This is a genomic window from Acinetobacter sp. WCHAc060033 (assembly GCF_004209125.1).
Classification (GTDB): Bacteria; Pseudomonadota; Gammaproteobacteria; order Pseudomonadales; family Moraxellaceae; genus Acinetobacter; species Acinetobacter wuhouensis.
Window position 1 is genome coordinate 39,378 of the sequence record NZ_SGSW01000003.1, and the last position, 18,796, is coordinate 58,173.

The 18,796-nt window shown below is 37.0% G+C and carries 15 protein-coding genes; 8 read left to right on the forward strand and 7 right to left on the reverse strand.

The annotated features are described in order from the left end of the window. Positions 1–316 precede the first annotated feature (316 nt). Both aspA and EXE10_RS01750 read left to right on the forward strand, forming a co-directional pair. Positions 317–1,768 carry an aspartate ammonia-lyase gene (aspA, locus tag EXE10_RS01745; RefSeq protein ID WP_130112148.1) on the forward strand — a complete coding sequence of 484 codons (1,452 nt, stop codon included), beginning with the start codon at positions 317–319 and terminating at the stop codon, positions 1,766–1,768. A gap of 152 nt (positions 1,769–1,920) precedes the next feature. Continuing rightward, positions 1,921–2,928 (forward strand): DUF4349 domain-containing protein, encoded by a 1,008-nt coding sequence (locus EXE10_RS01750; protein ID WP_130112149.1) that lies wholly within the window; start codon positions 1,921–1,923, stop codon positions 2,926–2,928. A gap of 84 nt (positions 2,929–3,012) precedes the next feature. Here the strand turns inward: EXE10_RS01750 and EXE10_RS01755 are convergent, their stop codons facing one another. Beyond that, positions 3,013–3,714: an SIR2 family NAD-dependent protein deacylase gene (locus EXE10_RS01755; RefSeq protein ID WP_130112150.1), complete on the reverse strand. Its 702-nt coding sequence runs from the start codon at positions 3,712–3,714 to the stop codon at positions 3,013–3,015. A 183-nt stretch (positions 3,715–3,897) separates the two neighbouring features. Between EXE10_RS01755 and EXE10_RS01760 the strand changes: the two genes are divergently transcribed. Together EXE10_RS01760 and EXE10_RS01765 are read left to right on the forward strand one after the other, a co-directional pair. Continuing rightward, complete coding sequence (locus EXE10_RS01760) at positions 3,898–5,898, forward strand: DUF1266 domain-containing protein (RefSeq protein ID WP_130112151.1); 2,001 nt, start codon at positions 3,898–3,900, stop codon at positions 5,896–5,898. Then, entirely contained in the window at positions 5,895–7,922 is a 2,028-nt protein-coding gene (locus EXE10_RS01765; protein WP_130112152.1) for a DUF4034 domain-containing protein, read from the forward strand. The genes EXE10_RS01760 and EXE10_RS01765 overlap by 4 nt, the downstream gene beginning before the upstream one ends. Before the next feature lie 47 nt (positions 7,923–7,969). Here the strand turns inward: EXE10_RS01765 and EXE10_RS01770 are convergent, their stop codons facing one another. From EXE10_RS01770 to EXE10_RS01790, 5 genes are all read right to left on the reverse strand, one after another. Then, complete coding sequence (locus EXE10_RS01770; protein WP_130112153.1) at positions 7,970–8,452, reverse strand: DUF3828 domain-containing protein; 483 nt, start codon at positions 8,450–8,452, stop codon at positions 7,970–7,972. 240 nt (positions 8,453–8,692) lie between these two features. Continuing rightward, the gene (locus EXE10_RS01775; protein WP_130112154.1) at positions 8,693–9,028 is read right to left on the reverse strand and encodes a hypothetical protein; all 336 of its coding nucleotides are present in this window, start codon (positions 9,026–9,028) and stop codon (positions 8,693–8,695) included. A 142-nt stretch (positions 9,029–9,170) separates the two neighbouring features. Continuing rightward, on the reverse strand, positions 9,171–10,469 hold the full coding sequence (locus EXE10_RS01780) for an MFS transporter (protein WP_130112155.1): 1,299 nt from the start codon (positions 10,467–10,469) through the stop codon (positions 9,171–9,173). 342 nt (positions 10,470–10,811) lie between these two features. Next, the gene (locus tag EXE10_RS01785; protein ID WP_068974299.1) at positions 10,812–11,723 is read right to left on the reverse strand and encodes an alpha/beta fold hydrolase; all 912 of its coding nucleotides are present in this window, start codon (positions 11,721–11,723) and stop codon (positions 10,812–10,814) included. Between the two features lie 15 nt (positions 11,724–11,738). Beyond that, positions 11,739–12,281, reverse strand: a complete 543-nt coding sequence (locus EXE10_RS01790; RefSeq protein WP_068974298.1) for a PadR family transcriptional regulator — start codon at positions 12,279–12,281, stop codon at positions 11,739–11,741. A 161-nt stretch (positions 12,282–12,442) separates the two neighbouring features. Between EXE10_RS01790 and EXE10_RS01795 the strand changes: the two genes are divergently transcribed. From EXE10_RS01795 to EXE10_RS01805, 3 genes are all read left to right on the forward strand, one after another. Further along, positions 12,443–14,467, forward strand: coding sequence for an NADPH-dependent 2,4-dienoyl-CoA reductase (locus tag EXE10_RS01795; protein ID WP_130112156.1), 2,025 nt, complete (start codon positions 12,443–12,445; stop codon positions 14,465–14,467). 165 nt (positions 14,468–14,632) lie between these two features. Further along, positions 14,633–15,040: a nuclear transport factor 2 family protein gene (locus EXE10_RS01800; protein WP_130112157.1), complete on the forward strand. Its 408-nt coding sequence runs from the start codon at positions 14,633–14,635 to the stop codon at positions 15,038–15,040. Positions 15,041–15,232: 192 nt separating this feature from the next. After that, positions 15,233–16,324 carry a YheT family hydrolase gene (locus EXE10_RS01805; protein WP_130112158.1) on the forward strand — a complete coding sequence of 364 codons (1,092 nt, stop codon included), beginning with the start codon at positions 15,233–15,235 and terminating at the stop codon, positions 16,322–16,324. Positions 16,325–16,439: 115 nt separating this feature from the next. Here the strand turns inward: EXE10_RS01805 and EXE10_RS01810 are convergent, their stop codons facing one another. Then, positions 16,440–16,916, reverse strand: a complete 477-nt coding sequence (locus EXE10_RS01810) for an internalin (protein WP_130112159.1) — start codon at positions 16,914–16,916, stop codon at positions 16,440–16,442. Between the two features lie 229 nt (positions 16,917–17,145). On the opposite strand from EXE10_RS01810, the gene EXE10_RS01815 reads away from it, so the two are divergent. Then, positions 17,146–18,786 (forward strand): CTP synthase, encoded by a 1,641-nt coding sequence (locus EXE10_RS01815; protein ID WP_130112160.1) that lies wholly within the window; start codon positions 17,146–17,148, stop codon positions 18,784–18,786. The last annotated feature ends 10 nt before the right edge of the window (positions 18,787–18,796 follow it).

Sequence of the window (18,796 nt, forward strand, 5' to 3'; positions counted from 1 at the left end):
TGATTCTTTACAGAAATAAAAAAAATCGCTGTTTGGGTTCTAATGTAAATAATGGTGGTTTATGTATCCAATTGTACATTTAGATACAATCGAAAAAATACATAATTTTATAAGAAAAACTAAAAATTAAAATAAAAGAAAAGTGCTCAAATAATCCCTAAAATGATTATTTACACGATGTTACATTGTTAACATTAGACTATATTTAAATAAGAATAATCTATCCAAATGATGTCTTTTGCTAATAGAGAAATGAATTAAAAAGAATAATATGGATATAGCACAAATATAGTGCATATAAAAAAGAGTAAAGCAAATGGAAACGGTTCAATTAGAAACAATGCGAGTCGAAAAGGATTTATTGGGCAGTAAAGAAGTTCCAATAAATAGTTATTATGGTATTCATACGGTTCGCGCTTTGGAAAACTTCAATATTTCCAAACATACGGTGGGAGAACAAAGCCATTTTATTCGTGCTTTGGCTCAGGTCAAAAAAGCATCCGCTAAAACCAATTTACAATTCAATAAAATTTCTGAAGAAATCAGTTTATCCATCCAAAATGCTTGTAATCAATTAATAGAAAATCCACAGGATTGGAAAGATTCTTTTCCAACTGATATTTACCAAGGTGGAGCAGGCACTTCTATCAATATGAATACCAATGAGGTGATTGCTAATATTGCTTTAGAAGCATTAGGTTATGCAAAAGGGCGTTATGACATTATTCATCCAAATGATCATGTCAATAAATCACAATCGACCAATGATGTGTATCCTACAGCTTTGCGTTTAGCGACTTATTATTCCTTTGATGTATTATTTGAAAAAATAAATAACTTAATTAGTTCACTGATTTTAAAGTCGACAGAGTTCCAATATGTTTTAAAAATGGGTAGAACCCAGTTACAAGATGCTGTTCCGATGACTTTGGGACAAGAGTTTCATGCTTTTGCGACGCTTTTAAAAGAAGATGTACGTCTGATTAAAAAAACTCGAGCATTGCTATTGGAAATTAACTTAGGTGCAACTGCAATTGGTACTGGGGTAAATACGCCTCATGGTTATGCAGCGCAAGTGAGTGATAATTTAAAAGAAATTACAGGTCTAGATTTAACTGGTGCAGAGGATTATGTTGAAGCAACCAGTGATTGTGGTGTATTCATTATTCTTTCAAGTACGTTAAAGCGTTTAGCTGTTAAGCTTTCTAAAATCTGTAATGATTTACGCTTACTCAGTTCTGGACCTCGAACCGGTTTGTGGGAGATTCGCTTACCCGAATTACAAGCGGGTTCATCGATCATGCCTGCAAAAGTGAATCCCGTGATTCCTGAGGTGGTCAATCAAATTGCATTTAAAGTGATAGGTAATGATCTCACCATTACTTTTGCAGCTGAAGCAGGGCAATTACAGCTGAATGTGATGGAGCCAGTCATTGCTTTATCTATGAATGAATCCATTGAACTTCTAACGCATGGTATTCAAACTTTAGATGAGAAATGTATTCAAGGCATTGTTGCCAATGAACAAACTTGTTTTGATGCTGTGATGCGCAGTGTTGGGATTATTACTTTACTTGATCCGATTCTAGGTCATGCAAAATGTGATGAAATTGGTAAACAATGTATTGCTGAGAATAAAACCATTCAAGAGGTGGTACTTGAGCAAGGTTTAATGACCCAAGAACAATTGGATGAAATATTCTCTTTTGAAAATATGATTTCAAAAATTGATATTCAACCTTATGAGGAAATGGATCGGGTGAGTTAAGTGAATTCTCGTAGACATTCTTTGTAAATACAGATGAGTTTGAGCAATACAGCATTTCGATGCTGTATTTTTTTGCATAGCGACATGATTAGAATTTCTATATAATCGAGAAAAATTTATAACGTATAAACTCAAACGAAAGAAATATGATGATGAATAATAAACATTTAATACTTGTTTTAAGCTTAATCCTTATTTCAGGATGCTCAAAAAAAGCAGAAGAAGCGAGTGCGGATAGTGCGACAAATTCAAGCGTTGAAGTTGCTTCACAAGATGTACAAAATGCGAAACAAGCAGCGGATCAGGCTGTCGCAGATGCTGCTTCACCAAGTAATCCCAATACAACACCTGTAACAGAGCAGAAGCCTGAAACAATTCTGACCACAGACGTGAGTGATGCAGAAAAAGCACGCCGAATGGTACGTGAAGCGCAAGTTGATTTCACGGCAAAAGATGTCGTTAAAACAGCTTTGGAAATCGACAAGTTAACCTTTCAAGCAGGTGGATTTATCGAGCAAAAGAATATTAATTTTGATGTGATGGACACTCAGACGCAAAAAATTGGTGATGGAAAAATCCGAGTTTTTGAAAAAGTAAATCCGCATGCTGAAATTATTGTTCGTGTTCCAAGTGATAAAGCAGCAGTTTATGTGAATCAACTTTTGCCTTTAATGTTCTTTTTAAATCAACAACAATATTCAGCAAAACGTTTTGAATTAAAGCTTTTAGAAGAAAAAATGGCACAAACACAGACCGTGCCAAGCGATACTAGACGTACCGAACTCAATGAAATTGCCCGTTTAACTCAACTTGAAGTTCAAGACCGTGTGCGTTTTAGTACCATTAGTATCAGTATTAAACAGCCTGCGATGGTGCGTGAAAGTTTAGATGTCGATGTAGATGCAGTGGCGCGTTTAAATGGAGATAGTTTCTGGAAACGTGCTTGGGATGGTGTGCAATATGGTTGGCACTTTATTTTAGATTTGTTGGTGATTCTCATTACAATTTGGCCACTGTATTTAATCATTTTGGTCTTAATTATTCTGTATCGCTTATTCAAGCCGTTATTGAATAAATTATTTAATGATTCTTTGAAATCTGATTATCCTAAAGACCATCAATCAGATCAAAATAACAAATCAAACCCTTCAGGTGAATAAAGTTTGATGGATTGAAAGCGCATTGATTTCATCTAAATATGAGATAGCAACCTTACTGATCAAGTGAATCGGTAAGGTTGGGTTTTATTTTGCAATAAAACGTTCAAACAGTTGTTGCATGCCCTCAGTCGCATTCATTTTTAAGCATTGATATTGCTGTGGGACACGGTCATAACTGGCGTGTGGGTCGATATAATAGGCTTCACATGTTGAAGGTATTTCATGAATCAAACCTGCAACAGGATATACTGTCAGAGTTGAGCCGATCACGATAAAAATATCAGCATCTTGAATGGTTTGAACAGCATCCTCATAGGCGGGAACAGCTTCGCCAAACCAAACCACATGAGGGCGTAAAGCATAGCCATCAGGGCATTTATCATTTTCTAAATTGAGTTCCCAGCCTTTTATTGGATAAAATTCAGTACTGTATTGTGCATTTGCTTTTGAACTTTTTGCCAAACGAATATTGCCATGTAAATGAATCACATGTTCGCTTCCTGCACGTTCATGTAGGTCATCAATGTTTTGGGTAATTACAGTTACATTAAAATATTGTTCTAAATCAGCAATGATTTGATGCGCTTTGTTCGGTTGGGCTTCTAAAATATTCTTTCGTCGTTCATTATAAAAACGTTGAACGAGCTCAGGATTACGATGCCAAGCTTCAGGTGTAGCAACATCTTGGATATCGTAATTTTCCCAAAGACCATTACTGTCACGAAAAGTGCTGATGCCACTTTCAGCACTCATACCTGCACCTGAAAAGACCACGATTTTTTTCATAATGAACGATATTTTGAATTTTATAAAATCATATCATAGCGAAATTATAAACACGTTAAATTCTAGTTTATTGGGTAGATTTTGTTATAGAATAAGTCAATTAAACATCCAGCAAGTTTGAATGTTTTTATCAATAATATTTATAAAAACAGTCATAAATATATAATTTTAAAATGGAATACAATGGAAACACGTGATATTGTCAATGCGCCAGAAGTTAAAAAAACCATTGTTGAGCGTAGCCAAAAACGAAATGATGACCCTGAAATTACGCAATGGTTAGAAAAAAAATTCTTTGAATTTGTGATTAAACAATTCAATCCAGTCTTTCATGTCAACTCAGTGTCTGCATGGAAAATTTGCCAATTACCCCAGCCAATCCCTACTTGGTTTCTAAAAAAATTAGAACAACAGCCCGAAAGTCAGATGCTCTATGTTGACCCATTACACGAGCAAATTTTGGCTTTAGAGAAACCGATTCTTGAATTTTTTAATTCACGTTTAAAGAGTAATTTAAAAGGGAAATTCATGAAAATGACCTATGACCAAGTCTTAGAGGCTTGGCATAAAGATCATGAACTTATGAAAAAGCGTTTGGAAAAAGGCAAATGGGACAGTAATGAAAATGCACTCACAGATATTTTAACTGTGAGTACGGGGCGTTTTGTTGAAATTAATGCCATGGGGCAATTGCTTCGTCAAGAGTTGGCATTTGAATCACGCTATATGCAGCATTGCTTAGGGCAATTTGATCATCTTAAAGATTTAACTGGTGGGTATGCAGAGTTTTATGTGACCCAAAAAGAACAAGGAATATTTCGCTATTTCAGCTTGCGAGATAAGCTAAACAAACCTCATGTCACCATCAGTTTAGAGTGGGATGGTGAGGATTGGTGCATTGAACAAATTAAAGGGAAACAGAACGAAGTTCCTGTCAAAAAATATGCAGACGATGTTTTATTGTTCCTGAACTTGATTCAACCGAAGAATAATCAAAACTCAGACTGTGCGCGTATGGGGATTCTTTATCAGCCTGAGTTGGTTGCGGAAAGTGAGCCGAATGACGAATCGAATGAAATCAAAGTTAAAGTTGAAGCTAAAATAAAAACGGCTTCAACTGAAAAGCCTTATTTTTATTTCTATGAACTGGATAATGAGGTACAAGTTGAAGGGATTGTGATGCATGATCCGAACCTTATGGAATTGTGTGATAAGCAATCTAAAGTTTTGCAATGGATGATGATTGCAACCAAGCGTGAAGAATTTATTCTCGAACCACAAAGTCAATTGATTGAGCAAGTCAAAGCCTTTACTGATGTCGCATTTGATCAACGGAAATTAAATATTCCACTCGAATTTGCTGAAAAGAAAAGTATGCATATTTTGATTCATTTAATTCTTTTACCTTTTTACTTGGTCTTTCTTGCACTTGCAGTACTCAGTCAAATTCCGTTAGTGGGTTGGATTTTTAAAATTTTAATGGTGATCTTTGCGATTCCTGCCATGCCTTTCCTTAAAAGTAATGCTGATCCGAGAAAAAGATGGGCATTGGCGACTGGGGACTTGATCTATGCGAGAAATAAAATCTCGCATGATGATGTAGACAGCTTACAACTTGATGATTTTAAAAATGATGAAGCAAAGTTTAAGAAACATTTAGATCAGTTATTAAAACTGGAAAATGATAGCCAAATTGAGCGTCTGACCAGTATTGAATACTTCTTTAAAGATTATTTCTATGTGGGGGATTTTCATGGATGGTACGACTTAAATAAACATGAGCGTCCTTATTATCGGGATGTATTGGTCTATGCGCATATTCAGAAAATTGTCACCATGCGCTTACTCCATCAGTTTGATTACATCAAAGAAGATGAAGCTTGGCAGTATATTTTAGCCTCTGCACAGATTATTCAAGATTGCTGTGAGAGTTGGAAAGAAATGGGGCAGTATTATGCACAAGGGCGTGAAATTGATTTGATTATCAAGCACTCTGATCATCAGAGTTATGATAAATCAGCACGTTATGAAGTGGATCGCTATTTAGAAAGTTCAAGTTGTAATTGGAAATCACTGGATTGGCATTTAGAATTATTCCCTGAATTAAAACGATCACGACTTCAAAATGATTTAATGACACAACAAAATCATTCTAATGCAGTAGTTGTAGGAGCGTCATCATGATCAAAGCAGAATATGTGCATGAGGCTTTTCGTAAAGATCAAAAATATCCTTTTGGTTTACTTGAAAATAGACAATTTGCTGAATTAGAAAAATATTTTACTGAGCTTTGGCATGATCGTAGCGGTAAAACAGCCTTACAATGGGAACATGATTGGTTCAATTTTGCCTATCGTATGTTTCATGAAATGTTTCTAAATCAAGGGCCTTTGGCGCTGAAACATATCGAGGATTGGTCGAAAGCATATCCTGAAAGTATTTATCCTTATTTGATGAAAGTACGTTACTGGGGATTTTGGTCTGCCGAGTATCGTGGTGGAACTTGGGCAAATCAAGTCACTGAAGATATGTGGGACTGTGCAAGAGAGGCACAGAAGCAAGTGTATGTTACTGCGATGCAAGCTTTAACTTTTTCAAGTGATTGCTGGTCTGTCGCAATTCATTTATTAAATACAGCAGCACGATTGGACGAGCCGCAGTGGTTTGAAAAATGGTTCACCAAACAAAAAACGCCACAAAATTTAAGACATATTATCAAACCTTCTTATAAAGAGTTGGCTGCTTTAAGTGGTTTACACGCAGACTTAGCATTGCAATTGCCTGAGCAAATTCCTGAATTGCTCGTACCGTATATTGAGCTTAGAGATTCGCTGGATTTACCACAAAAAGCATCTGCGCTTTGGCTAAAAGTTTTTATAGATCAATCAAAGTTTGGATTGGTTGCAGCAATTGACTATTGTTTCTATCTATTGCCACGATGGGGCTATAGCTATGAAGCCATTACTCGATTTATTCAATCAGATTGGTGTCAGCATTTTTCAGAAATTGAAAAGAATGAACTCAATTTTGTGATGTGGTATGACTCGGTAGAAGATAGTTATTCGAGTGAGCAAACCGGTGAAATCAAAAAGCATATTCAAATCGCGCAAGACTTATTGAAACGTCCACTCAGTGATGCTAATCGTGCCAAAATCTATTTGCGTTTGGCATATTTTTATTGGCTTCTGAATGAGTCTGATCCTAAGATTTTAGAATGTTATTTACATACCGTTGATGAAGATATTTTTGATGAATATGAATTACGCCGTGCAATCGAGTATTGGTATAAACATGCTCGATCTAATGATTTTTTAGGAAAAATTGCGATTTCAAATCGAAAAATTCTAGCCAGTGCTTCTGTTTTATATGGCTTACTCGCACAGCATGGTTGGTCTGGAATAGAAAAAAATCCTTTGGTATCACAATCATGGTATGAGTTTGCAATGACTCTGGAAAAGCCGAAGAAATTTCCTGAAGGTGATGATTGTTGTTTTTATCGGGTTTTTAAGCCTTTTGATGCACCAGAGGATTATCCACTGGTGATTGATATGTTGCATCGTGCATCAGATTTGGGCTATGTCAATCCGAGTTTTACCTGTGGTTATATTCATTCACGTGAAGATTCTAGTTTATACGATGTTGATATTGCAAAAAAATATTCAACCAAAGCAGCAGAGCAAGGTCATTATATTGCCATGTATAACGTGGGCGTGAATTACCTCAATCGAGGCATTAAAGAGAGTGAAACTCAACCCTATCCTTTACTGAAACAGAGTTTAGAATATTTTGAAAAAACCAGAATCGGTTTGGAAAAGTCGCGTAAAGACGGTACTTATGAATATGAAGAGTTAGAAAGCGATATTATAGATTTATACGCTGACCGTATGTTTTATTACAGTTTTTACCCCGATCTTGGCGATACGATCATTCCTTTATTGATCGAGCATGGATGGAACAGGCATATTAAGGCAATGACCGCTTTGGCACGTTTGTATGCAGACCAAGCAGATCGACCACATTATTTTAATTATCCTGAAGCGGTTAAGTGGTGTGAAGCCGCAAGATTGCAAGAACCTGAAAATCAAGATGTGATTGATGCAATCAGCGTGGTTGAACAGGACTCGATGAAGAATATTTTAAAATATCAGTTTGCTGTTGGTAAAATTGCAGCAGATCAAATGCCGGGTCGACAAGATGTATTGTTCTAAAACAATACGTCTATTTAAAGTTGCTCTGTTAAAGTTAAATCATTTTTTTATTTTAAAAGATGATTTAATGACTGATGCGTAGGATAAAGAATATCTGAAATTTTGCTACAACCATTTTCTTGTGCAAATTTTAGTGTAATTTTCTTTTTATAATCTACACCTGAAATCATGACATTTACTTGAGTATTGGAAACTTGGGTGATGTTATAGCGTGGTTTTTCTGGTGAATCTTGTGCATCGGTTAAAATATCAAATTCTAAATTACACAGCATTTGGGTTTTAGTTTGGCATTTATTGTCATTATCAATTTTTTTAGCCAGCGGTTTTGTCAGGTATTTTTCTAAGTTTTGTATACTTGTTGAAGCCAGTGGCTTTACATCATCATTGCGCCCACTGAAATGTTTTTTATACATTTGCTCAGTCAGTTTTTGTGGTGATAAGCATTGCTCTGCAAAGCTGATTGAGCTTGAAAATAAAATGGTCGTCGTTAGAAATATTTTCTTAAATGTGTTTTTAGAATGATAGATCATGTTGAATATTGTTGAGCTAATGATGATTCTATTTTATATCAATGCATTAAAAAATTGCATTTTATAAACTTTTCTTAAGGGAAATGGGTAGTGATATTTTGTAAGTAGATCATGTTTAAGTATGTTATTTCTAGTGGTGAAAATTGACTACATCCGAGAATTATTAAGTCATTTGGACTCAATACACCTTATTGATCTATAAGGTGTATTTATAAATTCTAACTTGAATGAATTGAAAAATTATTTTATCAATTTGATGTTTTTAATGAAACTTAGTCTTTCATTTGCTCCAGGACCAACTATGCGATCTCTGTTGTTTTCAACTTTTATTTCAGCTTGAACTTTTTTCCCAATAATTTTTTTCTTAATGTGCTCACCACCTGACTCTTCATCAGGATCAAACCAATCACCACATTTCTGATCACAGTAGGCGTGAACTTCTTTATTTTTACTATCTTTAAGGATCAATCCAAGATCATCAACACCGCCACCATTTAAAATGGTATAAGTTTGAGATTTTGCATTTGAGAATGCACTTATCGATAAAATCATAAGACTCAATATTATTTTTTTCATATTTCCTCTAAATGTCGTGGGATGCATGTTTTAGTTGTCTTATCATAAATTAATCGAATGATTAAAATAAGAAAAGATCTGTAAAACAGATCTTTTCTTTAACATATACGGACTTTACTCAATAATTTCTAGATCAATGTACTTAATGGTCATGGTGTAAATATTCAGGTTGTTTTGGCAACTGTAAACTACAAATCAAACAAATGATCAGCATCACAATCACATAAAGAAAGAAGCTATTTTCATGTCCCATATCTTTGAGCTTAAGTGCAACTGCAGGTGCAGAACCACCAAATATTGCATTACCTACGGCATAGGCGAAGCCAACACCGAGGGCGCGAATATGCGCAGGGAACATTTCAGCTTTAACAAGTCCACTGATTGAAGTGTAGAAACTCAGCATAAACATGAGGAAGATCAGTAACAACGTAACGATCACTGCTGAATTATGGAAATAAGGCATTGCAATCACCATCACAGGATAGATAAAGATTGCACAACTCACACTAAACAAAATCATGGAGGCGCGCCGACCAATTCGATCAGAAAGCATTCCAAATAGTGGTTGAGCACACATAAATACAAACAGTGCAATGGTCATCATATAGCCGACAGTTTTATCAGCAAAACCGAGACTGGTGATATATGTTTTTGAATATACAGTAATAATATAAAAACACAGTGAACCCGCAGAAGTATAACCAACAACCAATAGGAAGGTTTTCCAATTATGCTTAAATAGCTCAGTTAAGCTACCTGACCCCTCTTTTTTCCCTTCATCCTCTTTTAGCGTTTCTTTTAAATGACGACGGGCAAAGAATGAAAGAATTGCAACAACACCACCAATAATGAAAGGAATACGCCATCCACCATTCATTAATTCCTCTTTGGACATCAGTGCGAGCATGATGACGCCAAGTAAACTTGCTAAAAGTTGTCCGCCAGATAGTGTTACATATTGAAATGATGAATAGAAACCACGTTGCCCTTTAAGTGCAACTTCACTCATATAGGTGGCAACGGTACCGTACTCACCACCGACAGAAAGCCCTTGAAGCAATCGTACTGCGAGCAGTAAAAAGGGAGCTAGCATCCCAACGTCTTCATAAGTAGGAAGTGCTGCGAATAAAAAAGAACTAATTGCCATGAGGGTGATCGAAATGATCATGGATTTTTTACGACCATAAGTATCACCAATCCAACCAAATAGCCAACTGCCGATTGGACGCATGAAGAAACTTGCGGCGAATACACCCCAAACGTAAATGGCTTTGGTTGAGTCATTCATATCAGGTGCGGTAAGCGCATGGGTAAAATAGGTGGCAAAAGCAGCGTAAATATAAAAGTCAAACCATTCGACTAAGTTACCCGAAGCAGCACCCACAATCGCCATAACACGATCGCGTTTTTCATGTGGGTGATAGGTGTGTGTTTCACTCATACAATATCCTTATTATGACGTTGAATTTTTTGTTTTGAAAATAGAACATGATTTTCACAAACTATTTTTTATTCTAGGATTAAAAGATGGATCTATTTTTATTCGGTACAAAAAACACACAGCTAAATACAAGTTTGCCAAAAAATGACGCATTACTTATATTGTGTTTATTTACATGATGTGAGAATTTAGAGTAACTTTACAGATTTTTTTTAGTTATTTTATTTATAAAAAATCGGTCAATATTGTTTTTTAGTTCTGGGTTATTGAATGATTTATCAAAAAAATAAAAAAATTTAAGATGGAATAATATGTCTTATCCCACCCTAAATTTACATGGATTCAACTCACTTTCTTTAAAAATGCTGAAATTTCACGACTGAATTTTACGGGTTCAGTAATCAGTGGCGTATGTCCTGATTTTTTAAAAATAATATTTTGTGAATTACTGAGAGAGTTTGACACTCTGAGCTGGCCTTCGATTGGATAAAGTGTAGACAATTGTCCAATAAAGAAGGTGGTTGGGCAGGCAAGTGTTGAAATTGATTGGCGATAATCTTCATTATGATTCAGGTAGTTATCGATATACCATGTTAGATAATCCATCCGACGTATCGGCAACAAATGACGTTGAAGCGTAGGATGTTTGAGTGCCAAATTAAACATGATTGGGCTAAGTTTATTACTGCCTTGAATTTTAATGAAATTCAGCCAAATTTGAATAAGCTCAGTACGTGGTTCAAGTGGTAATTCATCAACAAAACGATAGTTTGAGTATTGATGTAAAAATTCAGAAAAATCTTTAAGTAAGCGTTTTATTTTAAAATATTTTTTGCCAAATAAACCAAACTCCCAGTTTAAGTCACTTGGAATCTTTGGTGTTTGATCGATATGCAAATAGGCTTTTAATTTGCTTTGTAGGTCGCCATATTGCATACCGTGCATTGCCGTAGATGCGCCCATGGAATAGCCCATCAAGATAAAATTATCTAAATCTAAATGTTGAATTAGACAATCTAGGTCACGCCAATGGTTGGGAATTGCAGCAATATCTTGTGGAATTTCACAGGCTTTTGAGCCACCAAATCCACGCCAATCAGGAATATAAAATTTATACTGCTTAATATTTGGCAATAAAAAAGGCAGCCACTGCCAACTATGCATACCTAAGCCAGAGAGCACCATTACAGGTTCGCCTTGACCAATTTCACGAACAAATAATTTTTCACCATCAGGCATTGTATAAAACGGCATAGTTGTACCTATATTTTAATTTTGCGAAAATTTCTTCAATTGAGGGATGATGGTTTCAAGCCAATCAATCCAACCCATCTCAAGGTTAATACCCAATTGTAAAATCATTTTATGAATAAATAATGTTCTGTCAGTGTCATCTTCGTGTTGGAAATCTTTTGCGAAGATTGATTGATAGACTTTCAATTTTTCTTGATGTAATTCTAAATGACGTTCGAGTTCAGGTAAAACGGTATTTCCACCAAATTGTGCTTCGGCACGTAACCGTACCATGAGTTCTTCACGCAGTTGCGCAGGTGGGCTTTGTTTGACCATCCAATCTGCCAGTTCAGTACGCCCAAGTTGTTCAACTTGATAGGTTTTTTTGCGACTATTTTCAGATTCTTCCTCAATGGTAGAAATCCAACCTTTTTGTAACATGCCATTGAGTTCTCTATAGATTTGCTGATGTGTTGCATTCCAAAAGAACCCCATTGATCGGTCAAAACGCCGCCCCAAATCGATACCTGTGCTTGGTTTTTCGATCAAACTGGTGAGGAGTACATGGGCTAAGGACATTTTGTTACAAATCTCAGAAAAATAGCTGTCGAGTCATTATGCAACATGTTGCATAAAAATCAATTCTCGCTTATAAATAAAACATAAATTTTTGCAACAAGTTGCACTAAATTAAAAAATTGCAAATATCACAAGCCAGCGAAAGCAGCCAAGGAGTATTCATGTCTAATTATCCGCATTTACTTGCGCCTTTAGATTTAGGCTTTACAACATTAAAAAACAGAGTGTTAATGGGTTCTATGCATGTAGGGCTTGAAGAAGTCGATGGTGGTTATGACCGTATGGCTGCTTTCTATGCAGAACGTGCAGCAGGCGGTGTAGGTTTAATTGTGACAGGTGGTATTTCACCGAATGATCATGGGGTGACATTCTTTGGCGGTTCTAAACTCGATACTGTAGAAGAAGCAGAAAAACATAAAGTCATTACCCAAGCCGTGCATGATGCAGGTGGAAAAATCGCATTACAGATTCTACATACAGGGCGTTATTCTTATCAGCATGAAAATGTTGCGCCATCAGCGATTCAAGCACCGATTAACCCAACTAAACCACATGCGTTAACGTCTGCGGAAGTGAATCAAACTATTGCTGACTTTGCCAATTGCGCAAAAATGTCGCAGATTGCAGGCTATGATGGCGTGGAAATCATGGGTTCAGAAGGCTATCTGATTAATGAATTTATCGCAGCACGTACCAACCATCGTGATGATGAGTGGGGCGGTAGCTACGAAAACCGTATTCGTTTCCCGATTGAAATTGTGCGCCGTACCCGTGAAGAAGTCGGTGAGAACTTCATCATTATCTATCGTTTATCAATGCTTGATTTGGTTGAGGGTGGTTCAACCCTTGAAGAAGTGATTCAACTTGCCAAAGAAATCGAAAAAGCAGGCGCAACGATTATCAATACAGGTATCGGCTGGCATGAAGCACGTATTCCGACGATTGCCACCAAAGTTCCTCGTGCAGCATTTACATGGGTGACGAAGAAGTTAAAAGGTTCGGTCAATGTGCCTTTAATTACCTCAAACCGTATCAATACCCCTGAAATGGCTGAACATGTTCTCGCTCAGGGCGATGCGGATATGATCTCGATGGCACGTCCAATGCTTGCAGATTCGCACTTTGTCGCAAAAGCTGAACAAGGTCGTGCAGATGAAATTAATACCTGTATCGGCTGTAATCAGGCGTGCCTAGATCATATTTTCTCTATGAAAATCGCCACTTGTTTAGTGAATCCACGTGCATGTTATGAAACTGAATTAATCTTTAAAGATTCTGCCAATGTGAAAAATATTGCAGTGATTGGTGCAGGACCTGCGGGATTAAGTTTTGCAACTTATGCAGCAGATCGTGGTCATAAAGTTACGATTTTTGAAGCATCTAATCAAATTGGTGGTCAGTTCAATATTGCCAAAACCATTCCGGGCAAAGAAGAGTTTTATGAAACTTTACGTTATTTCAAACGTAAAATTGAACTGCAACCGAACATTAAATTGCTACTGAATCACACAGCAACGTATGAAGAGCTCAGTGCCGAAAACTTTGATGACATCGTGGTTGCAACAGGTGTAACACCACGCCATTTAAATATCGAAGGCATTGATCATCCAAAAGTATTGTCCTATATCGAAGTGTTACGTGACCGTAAGCCAGTCGGTAAAAAAGTTGCGATCATTGGCGCGGGTGGTATTGGTTTTGATACGGCTGAATATTTATCACATGAAGGCGAAAGTGGCAGTCTAAATCCTCAGAAATTCTATGATGAATGGGGTATTGATACCACTTATGAGCATGTTGGCGGTCTGAAAGCACCTGAAGTTGAACAGTCACCACGTGAAATTTATTTACTGCAACGCAAAACAAATTCTGTGGGTGCAGGTCTGGGTAAAACCACAGGTTGGATTCACCGTACAGGTTTAAAACATCGTCATGTCAATATGATTCCGGGTGCAAGCTACGACAAGATTGACGATCAAGGTTTACATATCACCGTGGGTGAAAAAACCATGATTTTAGATGTGGATAATGTGGTGATTTGTGCAGGGCAAGAGTCATTCACAGCGATGTTTGATCAGCTTCAGGCGGATGGTAAATCTGTGCATCTGATTGGTGGTGCGAAAGAAGCAGGTGAGTTGGATGCGAAACGTGCTATTCGTCAGGGTGCTGAATTGGCGATGGTGATTTAATTTTTTAATAGAATCTCCCCTAACCCTGAGCCATATATGGCGCAAGAAAAAAGAGGGGAAAAGCTTCGTTTTTATTACCGTTATAAAATTCGTGAAGCTCCTCCCTTTTTAAAGGGAGGTTGGGAGGGATTAATGTTTAAATGAGTTTTATATAAGGACATTAAAATGAACTACACAAATACCAAACCTGCTGTTCAAAAATGGCACGAAATGATCAAAACACGTGACATGAGCATTCTCAGTGAATTACTTGCTGATGATGTAGTGTTTCGCTCACCTGTGGCATTTAAGCCTTATGAAGGGAAACAGGTGGTTTACTTCATTTTGACCAATGTCATTCAGGTATTTGAAAACTTTACGTATCACCGTGAATTTTTTACTGAAGATGAGCAAAGCGTGGTGCTTGAGTTTTCAGCGATTGTATCTGAAAAGCAACTCAAAGGTATTGATATGATTCGCTTCAATGAACAAGGTCAAATTGTTGAATTTGAAGTGATGATTCGTCCAAAACAAGGTTTAGAGGCGTTGGCTGTGCAAATGGCCGAACGATTTGCTAAATATCAGCCTACATAATATTTCAGGCATTAATGAAATATTTTCGTACTTAACTTGTGACTTAAATATTTTCCACTTAAATCGTTTGTCACTTAAATTGTTTGAAATTCAGAATGTATTCGTACATTCTGAATCTATTCGGTAATTGATCTTTTTAAAATCATGCTGAACGCATAGGCATTTTAAAATGGTCAGCCAACGGGAATCAAAATGTCTATATTCAATGCTACGCTTAATAGAGCGACTCAACTGACGCAAACTGTTCTAGATCAAGTCACAGGGGCAGAACTGCCGAAATTGTATTATAAGCCAGACGGGCAAATGGCTGAGGTGCTCGAACAGTTGCCACAGTTGCATGATAAATATCGTCCAACACCTTGGCTGAGTAATACCCATGCACATTTGCTGTATTTTGATATCATTAAGAAAAAAACCATCAAGTTGGAATATGATCGACTCGATCAACTGAGCATGCAAGATGGTGGAATTACCGCGATTTCATGGTATGGCTATGATTTGCCTAAAGATACTCCAACTGTTGTCATCATGCATACCATTACAGGAACGCCTGCGAGTATGCGTGAATTGGTCAAAGATTTGCATGAATATACGGGTTGGCGGATCGCACTGTGTTTACGCCGTGGGCATGCAGGTTTACCAATGCCAGTGCCACAAATGTCGATCTTCGGTTCAACGTCTGATCTAAAAGAGCAATTGGTTTTTATTCAAGAGCAATTTCCACAATCTGAACTTTATGCGGTCGGTTCATCGGCAGGGACAGGCTTATTGGTACGCTATTTGGGTGAACAGGGTGAAGATACGCCGTTTAAAGCCGCGTTTGCAATGTGTCCAGGTTATGACACAGAGTTAGGTTTTGAAAATGTTCATCCTTTTTATACCAAAATTATGACTAAAAAATTATTTCAGTCATTCATCGAGCCTTATGAACAGACATGGCGTCAAATTGGTTCAGTGCAAAAGGTTCTACAAACCAAGACTTTGCAAGAATTTCAAAATGAATACTATGAAATGGCAGGTTATGCTGACTATCAAAGTTATTCTCAAGCCATTAACCCAATCTATGTATTTGAAAATGTGAAAATTCCACTCATGATTTTAAATGCTGAAGATGACCCAGTCTGTTCGATTAAAAATTTAGAGCCATTTAAGCAGACCATTCAAAGTATGGAAAATGTTGCTGTTGTTACCACGAAAAAGGGCAGTCATTGCGGTTTTTATGAGGGCTTAAATACGAAATCTTGGGCATCGCGTTTGATGGCAGATTTTTTAAAGCAGTTCTAATTTGTTTTTGAGCATGGCTTTTAATGTGAGTTCAGATCTTAAAAGGCGGTTCTCATTTAAAACTCAAATAAAAAACCAGTCGAAATGACTGGTTTTTTTATTGCTAAAACTAAAATTAGTTTTTAAGCGCAGGTGTCGCAGCGGCAATTGCAGCAGCAACAGCATCATCTTCAGTTTGCGCTGTACCAGAACTTGCTTTTGGAGCAGGTTGTGGTTTAGGCGCAGTTTGAGCAGTTTCAGTTTTTACTGACTCAGCTTTAGCCGGCTTAGGTTCTGGTTTCGGTTGAGCTTGTTCAGGCTGAGTATTTTGAGTCGTCGCATGTGCTTCATGCGTAGTTGTACGAATTTCAGTTGTAGTATTCGCTGTTTCAGTACGACTTACTTCTACATGTGCTGGAATTTCTTCTTGTTGGGTTTCCTGAGCTGTATTTTGCTCAACACTTGGAAGACTTTGGAATTCAGAAGCTTCAGAAGCAGATTGAGTATTCTCAACATTTTCTTGCTCAGTTTCTTTAGGCTCTTCTTTTTTTACACAAGCGGAAACAAGGAGTGCTGTCGCAATTGCGCCACAAATTAAAAATTTCTTATTCATAATTACTCAAAACAAAACATATTAGAGAGATGTTACCTAGTATAACAGCAAAATGATATTTAAAAATCACCTAATCAAGTGCTAAATTTTTATTGGAAATGCTGATAGAATAGCCAATTGTTTATTGTTCTATGAATTGATGTGAATTGACTTTGCTTTCTAGGTACAAGGTAAAGTAAAATCGCACAACATTGTAGGCCAATTTAGGCTCCATTGTACGAGAAACTTAATGACCCATTTTATATTCGTCACTGGTGGTGTTGTATCATCACTAGGTAAAGGTATTTCAGCTGCTTCAGTTGCTGCACTTTTAGAAGCCCGTGGTTTAAAAGTAACCATGGTCAAAATGGATCCATACATTAATGTCGATCCTGGGACTATGAGCCCATTTCAGCACGGTGAAGTATTTGTCACTGAAGATGGTGCTGAAACTGACTTAGATTTGGGTTATTACGAACGTTTCTTACGTCGTGCTAAAATGACCAAATTGAATAACTTTACTTCAGGTCGTGTTTACCAAGATGTTTTAAATAAAGAACGTCGTGGTGATTACCTTGGTGGTACTGTCCAAGTTATTCCACATATTACGGATAATATTAAAGAACGTGTTCTTCGCGCAGGCGAAGGCTATGACGTGGCTATCGTTGAAATCGGTGGTACAGTTGGTGACATTGAATCTCTCCCATTCATGGAGTCAGTACGTCAGTTAATGGTTGAACTTGGTCATAAACGTACCATGTTGATGCATTTAACATTATTGCCATATATCAAGTCTGCTGCAGAATTAAAAACTAAACCAACACAACATTCTGTTAAAGAATTATTGTCAATTGGTATTCAGCCAGACATCTTAATTTGTCGTACTGAACATGATGTCGATGCTGACACAACACGTAAAATCGCGTTATTCACTAACGTAGAAGCACGTGCGGTTGTGGTCTGTAAAGATGCACGCTCAATCTACCAAATTCCACGTACATTCTATGAGCAAAATGTTGACGATTTAATCTGTGAGCGTTTTGGTTATAACGATCTTCCTGAAGCTGATCTTTCAGATTGGGATCATGTTGTAGAAGCATTATTGAACCCTGAATACACAATCCGTGTTGCGATGGTCGGTAAATATGTTGAACTTCCAGATGCTTATAAATCTGTAAATGAAGCACTTTTACATGCGGGTATTCAAAATCGTGTAAAAGTTCAAATTGATTATGTCAATGCAGAAGAACTTGAAAGCCAAAATCCAGCAGAAGTATTGAAAGATGCTGATGCGATCCTTGTACCAGGTGGTTTTGGTGAACGTGGTACTGAAGGTAAAATGCAAGCGATTCAATTTGCACGTGAAAACAAAGTACCATTCTTAGGTATTTGTTTAGGTATGCAATTGGCTGTGATTGAATTTGCACGTCATGTTGCAAATATGCCAGAAGCGACTTCAACTGAATTTAACCGTTCGACTAAATTCCCATTGATTGGTTTAATCACTGAATGGTTAGATGAGCGTGGTGAAATTCAACATCGTAGCACTGAGTCAAATCTTGGTGGAACAATGCGTTTAGGTGCTCAAAAATCAGAATTGGTTGAAGGCACAAAAACACGTGAAGTCTATGGTAAAGCTGAAATCACAGAGCGTCATCGCCATCGTTATGAAATGAATGATCGTTTCATTCCTGCAATTGAAGAAGCAGGTATGAAAATTTCAGGTTACTCATCTGTACAACATCTTGTTGAAACAGTAGAAATTCCTGAACATCCTTGGTTTATTGCTGTACAATTCCACCCAGAATTTACCAGCTCACCACGTGATGGACATCCATTATTTGCTGGCTTTATTGATGCTGCGAAAAAACAGCACCAAAATAGCAAATAAGTTTAAGGAC